Below are 14,830 nucleotides of genomic sequence, written 5' to 3'. Positions count from 1 at the left end.
TGGGCTCCCCTTTAACGGGGATTGAGGAGACGTTTCGATGAGCCTCTACGGAATGATGCGGACCGGCGTTTCCGGTATGAACGCGCAGGCAAACCGCCTGTCCACTGTGGCCGACAACATCGCCAATTCAGACACCACCGGCTACAAGCGCTCCTCCGCCGAATTCTCGACGCTGGTGATGCCGAGCACGGGCGGCGCCTACAATTCGGGCGGCGTCACCACCACGATCCGGTCCTCGATCAGCGCCCAGGGCGTGCTCCAGTACACCACCTCGGTGTCGGATCTGGCCGTCAATGGCGATGGCTTCTTTGTCGTTCAGGATCCGAGCGGAACGCCCTTCCTCACCCGCGCTGGCGCCTTCGTTCCGGATGCCGAGGGCAAGCTGGTCAATGCCGCCGGCTACCAACTGATGGCCTACAGCTACGCCAACGGCGTGCCGGCCGCCACCGCCAACGGTTTCGAGGGCCTCGTGCCGGTGCAGATCTCCGACCAGGAGATGACAGCGACGCCCAGCACCGAGGGCACCTTTACCGGCAATCTGCCGGCGAACTCCACCCCGCCCTCCGGCGCCCTGCCCTCCACCAACAGCCCGACGGCCGAATACACCTCGAAATCGTCGCTGGTGGCCTACGACAATCTCGGCAACAAGGTGCTGCTCGACGTCTATTTCACCAACACCGGAACCGGCACGTGGGAGGTCTCGGTCTTCGATCAGTCCCAGGCCACCGCCGGCACCTCGTTCCCCTATACAGGTGGCGCGCTGGGCTCGGCCAACCTGACCTTCGACACCACCACCGGCAGGCTCACCGGCGCCGTCGACAGCGTCTCGTTCACCGTGCCGAACGGCGCGTCTATGAACCTCGATCTGGCCAAGCTCACCCAGCTCGGCACCGGCTACACCGTCTCCGAAGCGACGGTCAACGGCAACGCCCCGAGCACCATCGAGAAGATCGATATCGGCTCGGATGGCGTCATCTACGCGCAATATGAGGACGGCTCCACCAAGCCGCTCTACAAGATCCCGCTGGCCGACGTAACAAGCCCCGATCGCCTCACCGCATTGCCGGGCAATGTCTATTCGCAGGGTTCGGACTCCGGCGCCGTGCGCATCGGCTTCGCCAATGAAGGCAAGCTGGGCTCGATCGTCTCCGGCGCACTCGAGAATTCCAACGTCGATATCGCCGAGGAACTGACCAACATGATCGCGGCGCAGCGCAGCTACACCGCCAATTCGAAAGTCTTCCAGACGGGCTCCGACCTGATGGACGTCCTTGTCAACCTGAAGAGATAAACGACGGGCGCCCGCCCGTGAAAGAGCCGCATGTCGCTGTCTTCCGCATTGAGCATCGCCCAGTCGTCGCTTCTGGCCACGTCGAAACAGACCAGCATCGTCTCCCGTAACGTCGCCGATGCCTCCAATTCGGACTACGCCCGCCGCACCGCGGTCATCACCAGCACGGCGCCCGGCGCCCGTTCCGTGGAGGTCCAGCGGGCGGCCAACGACCTTCTGTTTCGCCAGAACCTCAGCGCGCTCTCGGCATGGAGCGGCCAGAGCGCGCTTTACAGCGGCATGGACCAGCTGGATCTCGCCGTAAACGGCGTCGACAACGCGTCCTCGCCTTCGACCGCGATCGCCAATCTGCAGAATGCGCTGCAGCTCTACGCGACGACGCCGTCCAATCAGAATCTTGGCGCCAGCGTCATCGACGCAGCCAAGGACGTCGTGCGCTCGCTGAACGACGGCACCACGGCGATCCAGGATTTCCGCACCCAGACCGACAGCCAGATCGCCACCGCCGTCGATGACCTCAACTCGCTGCTCAGGCAGTTCCAGGATGCCAACAAGGCCGTCATCTCCGGAACCCGTTCGGGCACCGACGTGTCCGACGCGCTCGACCAGCGCGACGCGCTGCTGAAGAAGATTGCCGAATATGTCCCCGTCTCGACCTTTACGCGCGGCGACAACGACATGGTCATCACCACCACCGACGGCACGACGCTGTTCGAGACCGTGCCGCGCTCGGTGAGCTTCACGCCATCGGCCGGCTACACCGCCGGCACCCCTGGCAACACCATCTATATCGACAACGTGCCGATCTCCGCCGGCACCGGCGACAACACCAGCGCCGTCGGCAAGCTAGCCGGCCTGATCACGCTGCGCGACAGCGTCGCCGCAACCATGCAGAGCCAGCTCGACGAGACCGCGCGCGGTCTCATCACCGCCTTTACCGAAACCGCGCCGTCGCAATCCGATGCGGCCGGCCTGTTCACCTGGTCCGGCGCGCCCGCCGTGCCGGCGGCCGGCACGCTGGTCAATGGCCTTGCCGGCTCGATCAGCGTCAACACGGCGATAGATCCGAGCGCCGGCGGCGACCCGGCGCTGCTGCGCGACGGCGGCGCCAACGGCGCGGCCTATATCCTCAACACCAGCGGCTCATCCTATTCCGACCTTTTGATCGCCTATGGCGACAGGCTCGACCAGCCGATGGCCTTCGATGCCACCGCCGGCATCACGACGACATCCAGCGTCTCCGACTATGCCGCCAACGCCGTCGGCTGGTTCGAAAGCGTGCGCCAGCAGGCCTCGACGACCGCCGACGCCAAGGAAGCACTGGCCACACGCACGGCCGAGGCGCTGTCCAACGACACCGGCGTCAATGTCGACCAGGAAATGTCGCTGCTGCTCGATCTCGAACACACCTATCAGGCCTCGGCGCGCATGATGAAGACTGTCGACGACATGCTGTCAGCCCTGCTTGATGCCGTGGGATAATCCATGAAAGCCACTTCCGTCTCCTCAGCTGCAATGTCCAATGCCATGCGCTATCAGCAGATGCGCATGCAGGCCGACCTCGTCAAGGCGACCAAGGAATTGTCGACCGGTCAGGTCGCCGATGTCGGGCTGGCGCTTGGCGGACGCACGACCCAGGCCGTGACCTTCCAGCGCGATCTCGACCGTCTGAACGGCATCATCGATTCCAATGCGCTGGTCGCCGCCCGGCTGACATCGACCCAGGATTCGCTTGGCCAGCTCTCCGATGTCGCGCAGGATCTCCTCTCCGCCCTAACCAGCGCCGTATCCGGCGATTCCTCGACCAGCATCACGCAGTCCGCCGGCGCCTCGGCGCTGCAGCAGATGACGGGAATCCTCAACACCGGCGTGAATGGCGAATATTTGTTCGCCGGCACCAACACCGACGTCAAGCCGATCGATGATTTCACGGAGGCCGGCTCCCCGGCCAAAGCTGCCTTCGACGCTTCCTTCGTCGCCTATTTCGGCTTCGCGCAGGACGACCCGGCCGCGGCCAGCATCACCGCTGCCCAGATGGACGATTTCATCACCACCAGCGTCGAGCCGCAGTTCCTCGGCTCGGGTTGGCAAGGCACTTGGTCGAACGCCACCGATGAGCAGATCACCAGCCGCATCGCGCTCAACGAAACCACCGAAACCTCGGTCAGCGCCAATGAAGAAGGCATCCGCAAGCTCGCCATGGCATCGGCCATGGTCACCAACCTGCTTTCCAGCAGCACCATCAGTCAGGCGGCGAGGACTTCGGTCACCAGCCGCGCCCAAACGCTGGTCGGTGAGGCCATCGGCGGACTTGTCCAGGTGCGGTCCGGGGCCGGCCTCGCCCAGAACCGCGTCTCCGACGCCACCGATCGCATGAAAACGCAGGTCGATCTGTTCGAGAAGCATATCATCGACCTCGTAGGCGTCGATCCCGCCGAAGCCGCGACCCGCGTCGCCGACCTGACGCAGCATATCGAGACGTCCTTTGCACTGACGGCACGCCTGCAGCAACTCAGCCTGTTGAACTACCTGACCTGAAACCACCCACCGGAACGGCAGAGCTCCCAAGATGTACCAATTCTCCTACGCCGACATCCAGACCGACTCCGTCGCCGACGCGAAGGACCGGGAGCGGCAGCTGCTCACCCGCTCGATCGACATGCTGGCGGCGGCGGCTGCCGTCGGCCATGGTTCGATGGAAGCAGCCGAAGCGCTGCACTTCACCAACCGGGTATGGACAACCTTTGTCGAGGATCTCGGCTCGAGCGACAATGCATTGCCCAAGGAACTGCGTGCCAACCTGATCTCCATCGGCTTGTGGCTGTTGCGCGAAGCTGAGGATATCCGCCAGGGCCGCACCAACAATTTCGAAGGCCTGATCGAAGTGTCCCAGATCATCCGGGACGGCATTCAATGACCAACACGCTGAAGATATCGCTGAAGCCGAACGAGAAGATCTACATCAACGGCGCCGTCATCCGCGTCGACCGCAAGGTCGCCATCGAGCTGATGAACGACGTGCAGTTCCTGCTCGAAAGCCATGTCATCCAGGCCGACGAGGCATCGACGCCGCTCAAGCAGCTCTATTTCATCCTGCAGGTCATGCTGATGAACCCGCAGGCGGCTTCCGAGGCACGCGACATGTTCCGGCGCTCGCTGCCCATGCTGCTGGCAAGCTTCGAGGATGAACGGATCTGCAGCGGGCTGAAGCAGATCGACCGCATGGTCGGCGAGGACCATATCTATGAGGCGCTGAAGGCGATCCGGGCGCTTTATCCGCTCGAACGCCGCGCGCTTGGCGGCAATGACGATGTTGCGGGTGCGCCGCGCCCGCTGGCCGTGGGAGCCCGATACTAATGACCGTTGACATGACGACAACCATACCGACCGGCGCTAATTCGACCACCACGCCGACCTCCAAGACCGCGGTCGACTACCAGTCGTTCCTGAAGCTGCTGATCGCCGAAATGAAGAACCAGGATCCGACCAAGCCGATGGATTCGACGCAATATGTCGCCCAGCTCGCCACCTTCTCGCAGGTCGAGCAATCGGTGCAGACCAACACCAAGCTCGACCAGATCATGCAATCCTCGGCCTTGTCGCAGGCCGATGCCCTGATCGGCCGTTCGATAACCTCTGCCGACGGCAACACAACGGGCACGGTGACCTCGGTGCGCCTCGCCAGCAGCGGTCTTATCGCGGTGCTGGAGAACGGGACGGAAGTTCCCGTGACCTCCGGCGTCTCGGTCAAGGCCGCCAGCTAGTCACGAACTCTAGCTGGGCCAGTGCCATGAACGAGGCCGACGCCCTCGATATCGTCCAGTACGCGGTGTGGACGGTGCTGACCGCATCCGCTCCCGTCGTGCTGGTGGCGATGGCAGTCGGCATCGGCATCGCCCTGATCCAGGCCTTGACGCAGATCCAGGAAATCACCCTCACCTTCGTGCCCAAGATCGTCGCCATCATGCTGGTGGTGGCGTTGACGGGCCCGTTTATCGGCGGCCAGATATCGGCCTTCACCAACGTCATCTTCGAGCGCATCGAAAGCGGCTTCTAGGCCCGGCTCCTGCTCGGAACAGAAATCCTGCAACAGCTTGCGGCGTGCTGCGTTCCGGCTAGATTGCGAACCGGGTCAGCCTACGCCCGACCCCGATGTTCTCAGTCTTGGTGAATCCCCGGAAAACCATGGACCAGGCAAGACCGGCCGGCAGGCCATGTGCGGAATAGCCGGCGTCTGGCGAAAGCGCGACCCGATCGGCGCCGCTGACCTGTCGGACATCTCCAACATGATGCAGGCGCTGGCGCATCGCGGTCCGGACGACCACGACAGCTGGAGCAACGGGCGGCTCGCCTTGGGTCACCGCAGGCTTACCATCATCGATCCCTCGCCTGCCGCCCGCGAGCCGATGCTGACCGCATGCGGCCAGGGCGTGCTGGTCTATAATGGCGAGGTCTACAATTACCGGACGCTGCGCCAGGTCCTCGAGACGGAAGGCTGCGTTTTTCGTACCGTCTCCGATGCGGAAGTGGTTCTGCAGGCCCTGCACCACTGGGGCCCCGAAAAGGCCGTGCCGCTGTTCGACGGCATGTTTTCCTTCGCCTATTTCGATGCCCGCGATGGCGCGTTGTGGCTTGCCCGCGATCGTCTTGGCATCAAGCCGATGTCGGTTGCCGAGACGGACGGACGGATCCTGTTTGCGTCCGAGGACAAGGCGATCCTTGCCTGCGAGGGCTTCCCGTGCCGCGTCGACGCGCGCGAGATCACCTTGCGGCTCGCCTGGCAGAGCCGCGACTCCAGCTACAGCCTGTTCGAGGGCATCGAGCGGCTGCCGCCCGCCGGCCTGTGGAAAATCACCGATGGCGGCATCGAGAGGCGGCGCTTCTGGCATGTACTCGATGCGCTGGAGACGGCGCGCATCACCGGCGATACCGCCTCCGATGCGGAGCACATGGCAACGCTCCAGGCGCTGATCGAAGACAGCGTCGAGCTTCATTGCATTGCCGACACCAGCATCGCCGCGGCCTGCAGCGGCGGGGTCGATTCCGGCCTGATCACCGCACTGGCGAAGCGGTTCAGGCCGGAAATCCACGGCTATGTCGTCGATCCCCTTCTCGGCCACAGCGAGGCCGGGAACGCCGAACGAACGTGCCGCCATGCCGGCGTCAGCCTGCGCCGGGTGCCGGTCGATAGGAACCGGTTCTTCGAGCTTTGGCCGAAAGTGATCTGGCATCTCGAAAGCGACGGCTGGCATGCAAGCCATGTCGGGCTTTTGGCGATGGCCGAACAGTGCCGGGCCGACGGCGTCAAGGTGCTGCTCACCGGCGAAGGCTCCGACGAGCTTTTTGGCGGCTACAGATGGCAGGCCTCAAGCATGAGGGCCTGGCGCGCTTGGTCCTGGCCGGCGCGGCTGTTTCGGTCGAAGCGCTGGCTGGACCGGAAATTCCAACGCCTTCGCCAGGCGCCATTCAGCAGGTCGATCGGCCATGGCGGGGGCTGGAGCCACAATGCGGTCCTGCGGGCCTTGTCGCCGGACCTGAATTTCCTGCAGCCTGAAATCTTCGACCGGCTTCAGCCGGTGACGCCACTGGCCGACCGAGCCTTCCTGGGAAGCTGCTTCTTCGACATGTACTCGCATTTGCAGGACCTGCTGCACCGGCACGACCGGCTGAGCATGGCGGCCTCGGTGGAACTCAGGGTTCCGTTCCTCGAAAACCGGTTGATCGACTATGCGATCCACCTGCCGAGGCGCCACAAATATCGCGACAAGACCGGAAAATGGCTTTTGAAGAAGGTCGCCGAAAAGCACATCCCGCGCGAAAACATCCAGGCGCCCAAGGTTGGCTTCGAGATCTCGCCGCACTTCACCGCTGGCACTCATGGTCTGCTGCGTGGCGGGTTCTTGCGCGACGCGATGAAATGGCCTGCCGCTTCCATCGACGATTTCGTCGGGCTGGCCAGGCGTGACGTGGCCTCGAGGCTGAGGCTTGTCGGCATGGAACTCTTCCTGCGCCTCCATGCCGGCGGTGAGACGACGGGCAACCTCACCGAGGCACTGCACGCAGCGGCCAGGGACGCGGATCGGGCGTAAATTGGTCCAGACCGCCAAGACCTTTGGATTAGTTGCGTCCCGACGTATTTTTGCCGTGCTATCCTGTTGTTGGACCATAGTCTTTTTCGAAGTGGTGTTCGCCTCCCGCGCTGCCGTGCTCTACCTCCATGGGTGGCATGACGGTGAGGGGTACGGACGTAATCAGGCGGGACAGCATTGATGATAGATGACGAGCCGGGCGGCGAACGCGTCTCGGCGCTGGCGCCCTTCCGGCACGGCATTTTCCGGGCCGTATGGTCGGCCAGCCTGGTGTCGAATTTCGGTGGCCTGATCCAGGGCGTCGGTGCCGCCTGGATGATGACCTCGATCGCCACCTCGTCCTACCAGGTCGCGCTCGTCCAGGCCTCAACCACCTTGCCGATCATGCTGTTTGCGCTGGTTGCAGGCGCCATCGCCGACAGCTTCGACCGTCGCAAGGTCATGCTGGTTGCCCAGACCTTCATGCTGGTCGTCTCGGTGCTCCTGACCGTCTTCACTTACCTCGGCCTGATCACGCCGTGGACGCTGCTTACCTTCACCTTCCTGATCGACAGCGGCACGGCGCTGAACAATCCGTCATGGCAGGCCTCGGTCGGCGATATGGTGCCGCGCGCCAAGCTGCCAGCGGCCGTCGCGCTGAACTCACTGGGCTTCAATCTGACGCGCAGCGTCGGTCCGGCGATCGGCGGCATCATCGTCGCCGCGGCGGGTGCTGCCGCCGCCTTCGCCGCCAACGCATTGAGCTATGTCGGCCTGATCATCGTGCTGTTTCGCTGGAAGCCGGATCTGCCGGTGTCGACGCTGCCGCGCGAGACGCTGGGAGCGGCGATGGGCGCCGGCCTGCGCTATGTCGCCATGTCGCCCAACATCGGCAAGGTCCTGGTCAGGGGTTTTGCCTTCGGCTTCAGCGCCGGCGCGGTGCTCGCCTTGCTGCCGCTGGTGGCGCGCGATGTCGTCAAGGGCGACGCCCTGACCTATGGCATCATGCTCGGCGCCTTCGGCATCGGCGCGGTTGGCGGGGCGCTGATCAGCGTGCGGCTGCGGCAGTTGCTGTCGAGCGAGACGATGGTGCGCATGGCTTTTGCCGGCTTCGCCGTCTGCGCTTTCAACGCCGCCATCAGCGACCACGCCTGGCAGACCGCGCTCGGACTGCTCGTCGGCGGCGCCTGCTGGGTGATCGCGCTGTCGCATTTCAACGTCACGGTGCAGATGTCGACGCCGCGCTGGGTGGTCGGCCGGGTGCTCTCGGTCTACCAGACGGCGACCTTCGGCGGCATCGCGCTGGGCAGCTGGATCTGGGGCGTCGTCGCCGACGCGCATGGCGCCGAGACCGCGCTGATCGTGGCAAGCATCGCCATGCTGACGGGTGGCGCCATCGGCCTTTTCCTGCCGTTGCCGCAGCAGGCGGTGCTCAATCTCGACCCGCTCAACCGCTTCAAGGAACCGCATCTCGGGCTCGACCTCAAGCCGCGCAGCGGTCCGATCGCCATCATGATCGAGTACGTCATCCGTGACGAGGACGTTCCGGAGTTCCTCGCCACCATGGCCGAACGCGGCCGCATCCGCCGCCGCGACGGCGCCCGCAACTGGACATTGGCGCGCGACCTCGAAAACCCGGCGATCTGGATCGAGCACTACCACACGCCGACCTGGCTCGAATACATCCGCCACAACAGGCGCGCCACCCATGCCGACGCCGTCATCGGCGAGCGCATACGGGCGCTGCACAGCGGCAGCGAGCCGCCTCACGTCCGGCGCATGATCGAGCGGCCGACGACCGCCGGCACCGCGCTGGTGATGGCGAAGGGGCCGATCGAACACTAAACTCGTTCGCGCGGGACCTACCCCTCGCCCGACAGATCCCGCCGCGCCTTGTCGAGTTCTTCGGCATAGCGCCGCATCAGATGGCTTTCGGTCAAAAGGCCGAGCACGACGCGGTCGGCGAAGTCCTCGACCACGGCCAGTTCCTCGGCGCCGGCGCGCTGGAAAGTTTCGGCCGCCGACTGGACGTTCATGGTCGGCACCAGCACCGCATCCTTGAACTGGGCAAGCGTCCGTACCGGCGTCTCGCCGTTGGACAGTTCGCTGTGCAGTTCGGCCACGATCAGCACGCCGACATAGTGCCGCCCCTCGTCGACGGCGATGACGCGCTGCGCCGAGCCAAGCGGCACTTCCTTGCGGAAGGCGCCAAGCGTCGTCGCAGCATCGATGGTTCGCACGTCCTTGCGCATCATCGAGCCGACGGTGAGGCTGCGCATCCAGCCGACGTCGTGCGCGCTGCGGATCGTCTCGCCGCGCAAATGGAAGCGCCAGGTCGAGAACGAATAGCCGAAGGTTTCGCGCACCAGGATCGCCGCCATGATCGAGGCCGCCAGCACGACGCCGGTCAGTGTCAGGTCGCGCGTCGATTCCAGCGCCAGGAACGTCATGGTCAATGGCCCACCGACGACGCCGACCGCAAGCGAGGTCATGCCGACGACGGCGGCGACGGCCGGATCGATACCGGTTGCCGGTGAGGCGACGGCCATCACCCCAGCGAAGATCTTGCCGAGCAGCGCGCCGAGGAACAGCGAGGCGAAGAACAGGCCGCCGCGAAAGCCCGATCCCAGTGAGATCGCCGACGCCGCCAGCTTCAGCACGAAGACGCTGGCGACGACGGCGATGCCGTAGTTCATCGCGAATTCGCGATGCAGCGCGCCATGACCGCTCGACAGGACCTGCGGCGTGACCAGCCCCAGCAGTCCGACGAGAATGCCGCCGATGAAGGGCCGCAGCGAGGCGTCGATCGAGAGCCTTGCAAAGCCGCGCTCGATGAGGCTGACCAGATGCATGATGGCGATGGAGGCGGCGCCACCCAAAAGCCCGAGCAGCAGGAACGGCAGGTACTGGCTGGCGGTGAGTGCCGGCAGGCCGGCAAGCTCCAGCGGAAAGGGCACGCCGCCAAAGACCTCGGCGGTCAGCGAAGCGCAGATCGCGGCGGTCATCACCGGCGCGACATTGGCGACCGAATAGATGCCGATGACCAGCTCGAACCCGTAGAAGGCTCCCGTCAGCGGTGCGTCGAAGGCGGCGGCGATCGCGCCTGCCGCGCCGCAGCCGACCAGGATGCGGACGTCATTGCGACGCAGCCTCAAGGCGCGCGCCAGCCGCGATGCCAGCCCGGAGCCGATCTGCGTGTAGCCGGCCTCCAGCCCTACCGAAGCGCCGAAGCCGCTCGAGATGATCGTCTGCCCGGCAATGATGAAAGTGTCGGTGAGCGACATGCGTCCACCGTAAAGCGCGTTGGCCTCGATCGGATCGACCGGGGTGCGGAACTTTCGCTTTCGCAGCCAGATCACCGACAGGCCGAGCAGGATGCCGCCGATCGCCGGTATCGCTGCCTGAACCGGGTCGGACAAGGAAAACATCGCCGACAGCCGGCCGCCCGGCTCGACCCCGAACAACAGCCCATGCATGCCCTGCACCATCTGGCTCATTGCCGTGACCAGCACGCCCGCCATCACGCCCACGACACCCGCCAGGACGACGATCACGATACCGCGCGCCTCGAGCAGCGGGATCGATCTGATCAGCACCGCGCGAAGCCGGCGGGCATAGACTTGAGGTTCGTTTCTGGAAAGCACCGGAACGGCTCGCCGTAGAGCAAGAGGTGGAAAGCTGCCGCCTGATACGCCCGGCAACACTGCGTGGCAACCGCAATGCCGACTGCTTGTGGCGCCATTTTGGCACCGGCGCGGCAACCTCTGCACCCCGAACTTAGCGCGGAGCCAGCATCACCGAAATTGCCTTCGATTGGTCAGGTCGGCTTGGCATCGCCTGCCTCGTAGAGCATCAGATTGCGATCGCCGATACCGAGCGCCGCCCAGCTTGCACGCCAGTCCGCAATGTGCGCCGACCTGAAATGCGCGTCGAGCGCGGCCCGATCGCTCCAGACTTCGGAGACGTGGATGAGCCCTGCGTCGAGGACATCCTGCGCATAGGAATATTCGATGCAGCCGGGCTCGGCGCGGCTGGCGGAGATCATCCGCTGCATGGCCGGTCTTGCCTCAGCGAGCTTGTCCGGCGGCAAACGGACCGTGCCAATGATCAGGAGCATGCGATTCCCTTCTTCTCTCAGGGCGCATTCTCCCACCCTCGCGCAAGCTTGGCCAGCTAGGCTCACAAGGCTGTCGCGCGCGGCAGGCTTATGATTTGGGGACGATTATGGCGATCAGCGAAAGCATTGCAGCCGGCACCGTTGCCAAGAACGGCCGCGACGTCTTTTTCGCGATCGGCATCGTCATCATCCTGGCCGTACTGTTCCTGCCGATCCCAGCCTTCCTCATCGATATCGGCCTCGCCTTCTCGATCGCGCTGTCGGTACTGATTCTGATGGTGGCGCTGTGGATCCAGCGGCCGCTCGATTTCTCCTCCTTCCCGACCGTGCTCCTGATCGCCACCATGCTCAGGCTGTCGCTCAACATCGCCACCACGCGCATGATCCTGTCGCATGGCAATGAAGGCACGCATGCCGCCGGCTATGTCATTGCCGGCTTCTCCAGGCTGGTGATGGCCAGCGACTTCGTCATCGGCCTCATCGTCTTCCTGATCCTGATCGTGGTGAACTTCATCGTCATCACCAAGGGCGCTACCCGTATCGCCGAAGTTGGCGCGCGCTTCACCCTCGACGCCATTCCCGGCAAGCAGATGTCGATCGATGCCGACCTTTCGGCCGGCATGATCGACGAAAAGACGGCGCAGCTGCGCCGCCGCGAGTTGGAGGAGGAATCCTCCTTCTTCGGTTCGATGGACGGCGCCTCGAAATTCGTCCGCGGCGATGCCATCGCCGGCCTCATCATCACCGCCATCAACATCGTTGGTGGCATTGCCATCGGCTATATCCGCCACGACATGGGCATGGGCCAGGCCGCCGATGTGTTCATCAAGCTGTCGGTCGGCGACGGCCTCGTCACTCAGATCCCGGCGCTGATCGTCTCGCTCGCCGCCGGCCTTCTGGTCTCCAAGGGCGGCACGCGCGGCTCGACCAACCAGGCGGTGTTCGGCCAGCTCGGCGCCCATCCGCGCGCGCTCTATGTCGCGGCGTCGCTGCTCGTCATTCTCGGCCTGATGCCGGGCCTGCCGCTGTTCCCGTTCTTTGCCCTTGCCGGCGGCATGGCCGGTCTCGGCTACATCATTCCGCTCCGCCACAACCGGGCACTCGCCGCCGCCGAAGCGGTGAAGAGCCAGGAGAAGGCGAACAAGGCCGAGGAAGAGAAGAACTCGGTCAAGGCATCGCTCGCCACCGCCGAGATCGAGCTGCTGATCGGCAAGCAGCTTTCGACAAGGCTGCTGGTGTCGCATCAGGAGCTGGTCTTCCGCATGGGGAAGATGCGCAAGAAGTTTGCCACGCAATACGGCTTCGTCGTGCCGGAAGTGCGCGTCGCCGACGATTTCGCCATTCCGCCGAAGAGCTACCAGATCAAGGTCCACGGCACCGTGGTCGCCGAATACCAGATGCGTGTCGGCGAGATCATGGTGCTGCTCGGCACCCGCGACGTGCCGGAACTTCCCGGCGAGGAGATCCGCGAGCCGGCCTTCGGCATGCGCGCCTTCTCGGTGCTCGAAACCTTCGCCGAGGATCTGAAGCGCGAGAACTACACCTTTGCCGACAACATGTCGGTGCTGCTCACGCACCTGTCCGAGGTCATCCGCAACAACCTGCCGCAGCTTCTGTCCTACAAGGACATGAAGGCGCTCCTCGAACGCCAGGACCCCGAATACCGCAAGCTCGCCGACGAGATCTGCACCACGCATATTTCCTATCCGGGTCTGCAGGCGGTGCTGAAGCTCTTGCTGGCCGAACGCGTCTCGATCCGCAATCTGCACCTGATCATAGAGGCCATCGCCGAGATCGCCCCGCATGTGCGCCGCACCGAGCAGATCGTCGAGCATGTCCGCATCCGCATGGCGCAGCAGATCTGCGGCGACCTCTCCGAAGGCGGCGTGCTCAAGGTGCTGCGGCTCGGCAACCGCTGGGACCTCGCCTTCCACCAGAGCCTCAAGCGCGACGCCAAGGGCGAGGTGCGGGAATTCGACATCGACCCGCGCCAGCTCGAGGAATTCGGCCAGGACGCGACCAAGGCGATCCGCAAGCATCTCGAGGCCGGCGAACGTTTCGTGCTCGTCACCGCGCCGGATGCGCGTCCCTATGTGCGCATGATCATCGAGCGCCTGTTCACCACGCTGCCGGTGCTGAGCCACGTCGAAATCGCCAAGGGCGTCGAGATCAAGGTGCTCGGGACCATATCGTGAGCGCGCTCTCGCAAGGCGTCGTGATCGCCGCCTTCCTCGCCTTCTGCCGCATCGGCGCCTGCTTCATGCTGATGCCCGGCCTGTCCAGCGCCCGCGTGCCGATCCAGGTCCGGCTGTTCGTGGCGGTCGCCGCCACCGGCGGCCTGCTCGCCTTCCTCTGGGACCGCATCTATCCCTTCGTCGATCCGCGTCCGCAGATCCTGGCGCCGATGATCGTCTCCGAACTGCTGGTCGGCGGGCTGATCGGCGCCATGACCAGGCTCTATATGGAAGCGCTGCGCTTCATGGGCTCGGCCATCGCCACGCTGATCGGCTATGGCGGCACCGGCGGGCCGGCCATCGAGGAGGCGGAGCCGCAGGCGGCCCTTGCCGCCATCATCTCGTTCTCGGCGCTGCTCCTGCTGTTCGTCTTCGATTTCGACCACGAGATCGTGCGCGCCCTGGTCGCCTCCTACACGGTCGCGCCGGTCAATGTCTTCTTCAACCCGCAGGCAGCGCTCGTCGATGTCACCGACACCGTGTCGGACGCCTTCTTCCTGGTCATCCGCCTCGGCAGCCCCTTCGTCGCCTATGCCGTCCTCGTCAATCTGACGATCGGCTTCGTCAACAAGCTGACGCCGCAGATCCCGGTCTATTTCATCTCACTGCCCTTCGTCATCGCCGGCGGGCTGATCATCTTCTATTTCGCCATCGGCACCATGCTGTCGCTGTTCGTCGACGGTTTTGTCGACCTGACGCTCGCCCGGTAGGCAGATGACCACGCGCAAGGACCGCCTCAGGAAACTGGTCAAGGTGCAGGAGCAGCTGAAGGCGTTGCACGAGACCCGTCACGCGACATTCCTGACGTCCGCCGCGGCCGCCGAAGCCGAAGCCAAGGAACTGGTCGAGCGTTTCGACGCCGACCAGTCGCTCGCCGGCCTGTTTCCCGACCTCTACCATCGCCGCATCGCCAATGCGCTGGTTCGCCAGGAGGCGAGCCTGGAGAGCGCCAGGCGGGAGGCCGCGCTGATCGCCACGGCGACCGCACGCACCAACATGGTCGAGCGTGCCTACAAGGACGTGCGCCGACGCGACGAGCGCGAACGCTCCGACCGCGAGCGCTTAGACTTGATCGTGCAGAAGCGAGGACCCGAATAGCAGCGGAATTCTGCCATAACGC

Annotated in this window: 14 protein-coding genes; 12 read left to right on the top strand and 2 right to left on the bottom strand. The window is 64.6% G+C overall.

What is annotated here, in order from left to right; translation table 11 throughout:
• Positions 1-37: 37 nt before the first annotated feature.
• From AC1RUK_RS02395 to AC1RUK_RS02355, 9 genes are all read left to right on the top strand, one after another.
• On the top strand, positions 38-1,291 hold the full coding sequence (locus AC1RUK_RS02395) for a flagellar hook protein FlgE (protein ID WP_481836918.1): 1,254 nt from the start codon (positions 38-40) through the stop codon (positions 1,289-1,291).
• Positions 1,292-1,321: 30 nt separating this feature from the next.
• Positions 1,322-2,773 (top strand): flagellar hook-associated protein FlgK, encoded by a 1,452-nt coding sequence (gene flgK / locus AC1RUK_RS02390; protein WP_481836919.1) that lies wholly within the window; start codon positions 1,322-1,324, stop codon positions 2,771-2,773.
• Positions 2,774-2,776: 3 nt separating this feature from the next.
• Positions 2,777-3,829: a flagellar hook-associated family protein gene (locus AC1RUK_RS02385; protein ID WP_481840175.1), complete on the top strand. Its 1,053-nt coding sequence runs from the start codon at positions 2,777-2,779 to the stop codon at positions 3,827-3,829.
• Between the two features lie 31 nt (positions 3,830-3,860).
• Positions 3,861-4,208 carry a flagellar biosynthesis regulator FlaF gene (gene flaF / locus AC1RUK_RS02380; RefSeq protein ID WP_006204070.1) on the top strand — a complete coding sequence of 116 codons (348 nt, stop codon included), beginning with the start codon at positions 3,861-3,863 and terminating at the stop codon, positions 4,206-4,208.
• Complete coding sequence (gene flbT / locus AC1RUK_RS02375; RefSeq protein ID WP_481836921.1) at positions 4,205-4,648, top strand: flagellar biosynthesis repressor FlbT; 444 nt, start codon at positions 4,205-4,207, stop codon at positions 4,646-4,648. Before flaF ends, flbT begins: the two co-directional genes overlap by 4 nt.
• A complete protein-coding gene (flgD, locus tag AC1RUK_RS02370) occupies positions 4,648-5,055 on the top strand; it encodes a flagellar hook assembly protein FlgD (protein ID WP_481836922.1) in 408 nt (135 codons plus the stop codon). Before flbT ends, flgD begins: the two co-directional genes overlap by 1 nt.
• Positions 5,056-5,081: 26 nt before the next feature.
• Positions 5,082-5,348: a flagellar biosynthesis protein FliQ gene (fliQ, locus tag AC1RUK_RS02365; protein ID WP_006204067.1), complete on the top strand. Its 267-nt coding sequence runs from the start codon at positions 5,082-5,084 to the stop codon at positions 5,346-5,348.
• Positions 5,349-5,505: 157 nt separating this feature from the next.
• Positions 5,506-7,380, top strand: coding sequence for an asparagine synthase (glutamine-hydrolyzing) (asnB, locus tag AC1RUK_RS02360; protein ID WP_481836923.1), 1,875 nt, complete (start codon positions 5,506-5,508; stop codon positions 7,378-7,380).
• A 180-nt stretch (positions 7,381-7,560) separates the two neighbouring features.
• A complete protein-coding gene (locus AC1RUK_RS02355) occupies positions 7,561-9,204 on the top strand; it encodes an MFS transporter (protein ID WP_481836924.1) in 1,644 nt (547 codons plus the stop codon).
• A gap of 17 nt (positions 9,205-9,221) precedes the next feature.
• Here AC1RUK_RS02355 and AC1RUK_RS02350 read toward each other — a convergent pair whose 3' ends face one another.
• Together AC1RUK_RS02350 and AC1RUK_RS02345 are read right to left on the bottom strand one after the other, a co-directional pair.
• Positions 9,222-11,003, bottom strand: a complete 1,782-nt coding sequence (locus tag AC1RUK_RS02350) for a chloride channel protein (RefSeq protein ID WP_481836925.1) — start codon at positions 11,001-11,003, stop codon at positions 9,222-9,224.
• Positions 11,004-11,176: 173 nt separating this feature from the next.
• Positions 11,177-11,476 (bottom strand): putative quinol monooxygenase, encoded by a 300-nt coding sequence (locus tag AC1RUK_RS02345; protein ID WP_481836926.1) that lies wholly within the window; start codon positions 11,474-11,476, stop codon positions 11,177-11,179.
• Between the two features lie 107 nt (positions 11,477-11,583).
• Here AC1RUK_RS02345 and flhA point away from each other — a divergent pair, with 107 nt between their 5' ends.
• From flhA to AC1RUK_RS02330, 3 genes are read left to right on the top strand one after another with little or no spacing between them, the layout of a single operon-like run.
• Entirely contained in the window at positions 11,584-13,671 is a 2,088-nt protein-coding gene (gene flhA / locus AC1RUK_RS02340; protein WP_481836927.1) for a flagellar biosynthesis protein FlhA, read from the top strand.
• Positions 13,668-14,420 carry a flagellar biosynthetic protein FliR gene (fliR, locus tag AC1RUK_RS02335; protein WP_481836928.1) on the top strand — a complete coding sequence of 251 codons (753 nt, stop codon included), beginning with the start codon at positions 13,668-13,670 and terminating at the stop codon, positions 14,418-14,420. The genes flhA and fliR overlap by 4 nt, the downstream gene beginning before the upstream one ends.
• A 4-nt stretch (positions 14,421-14,424) precedes the next feature.
• Positions 14,425-14,808, top strand: coding sequence for a hypothetical protein (locus tag AC1RUK_RS02330; protein WP_481836929.1), 384 nt, complete (start codon positions 14,425-14,427; stop codon positions 14,806-14,808).
• Positions 14,809-14,830 lie beyond the last annotated feature (22 nt).

Source organism: Mesorhizobium monacense, from assembly GCF_056781675.1.
The sequence above is the reverse complement of the archived record's forward strand: the minus strand, read 5'-3'. Positions and strand labels throughout refer to the sequence as shown.

What these genes read in the sequence shown, in the direction of transcription:
- AC1RUK_RS02395 (WP_481836918.1), top strand. Translation starts at nt 38, where the DNA reads ATGAGCCTCTACGGAATGATGCGGACCGGCGTTTCCGGTATGAACGCG.
- flgK (WP_481836919.1), top strand. Translation starts at nt 1,322, where the DNA reads ATGTCGCTGTCTTCCGCATTGAGCATCGCCCAGTCGTCGCTTCTGGCC.
- AC1RUK_RS02385 (WP_481840175.1), top strand. Translation starts at nt 2,777, where the DNA reads ATGAAAGCCACTTCCGTCTCCTCAGCTGCAATGTCCAATGCCATGCGC.
- flaF (WP_006204070.1), top strand. Translation starts at nt 3,861, where the DNA reads ATGTACCAATTCTCCTACGCCGACATCCAGACCGACTCCGTCGCCGAC.
- flbT (WP_481836921.1), top strand. Translation starts at nt 4,205, where the DNA reads ATGACCAACACGCTGAAGATATCGCTGAAGCCGAACGAGAAGATCTAC.
- flgD (WP_481836922.1), top strand. Translation starts at nt 4,648, where the DNA reads ATGACCGTTGACATGACGACAACCATACCGACCGGCGCTAATTCGACC.
- fliQ (WP_006204067.1), top strand. Translation starts at nt 5,082, where the DNA reads ATGAACGAGGCCGACGCCCTCGATATCGTCCAGTACGCGGTGTGGACG.
- asnB (WP_481836923.1), top strand. Translation starts at nt 5,506, where the DNA reads ATGTGCGGAATAGCCGGCGTCTGGCGAAAGCGCGACCCGATCGGCGCC.
- AC1RUK_RS02355 (WP_481836924.1), top strand. Translation starts at nt 7,561, where the DNA reads ATGATAGATGACGAGCCGGGCGGCGAACGCGTCTCGGCGCTGGCGCCC.
- AC1RUK_RS02345 (WP_481836926.1), bottom strand. Translation starts at nt 11,476, where the DNA reads ATGCTCCTGATCATTGGCACGGTCCGTTTGCCGCCGGACAAGCTCGCT.
- flhA (WP_481836927.1), top strand. Translation starts at nt 11,584, where the DNA reads ATGGCGATCAGCGAAAGCATTGCAGCCGGCACCGTTGCCAAGAACGGC.
- AC1RUK_RS02330 (WP_481836929.1), top strand. Translation starts at nt 14,425, where the DNA reads ATGACCACGCGCAAGGACCGCCTCAGGAAACTGGTCAAGGTGCAGGAG.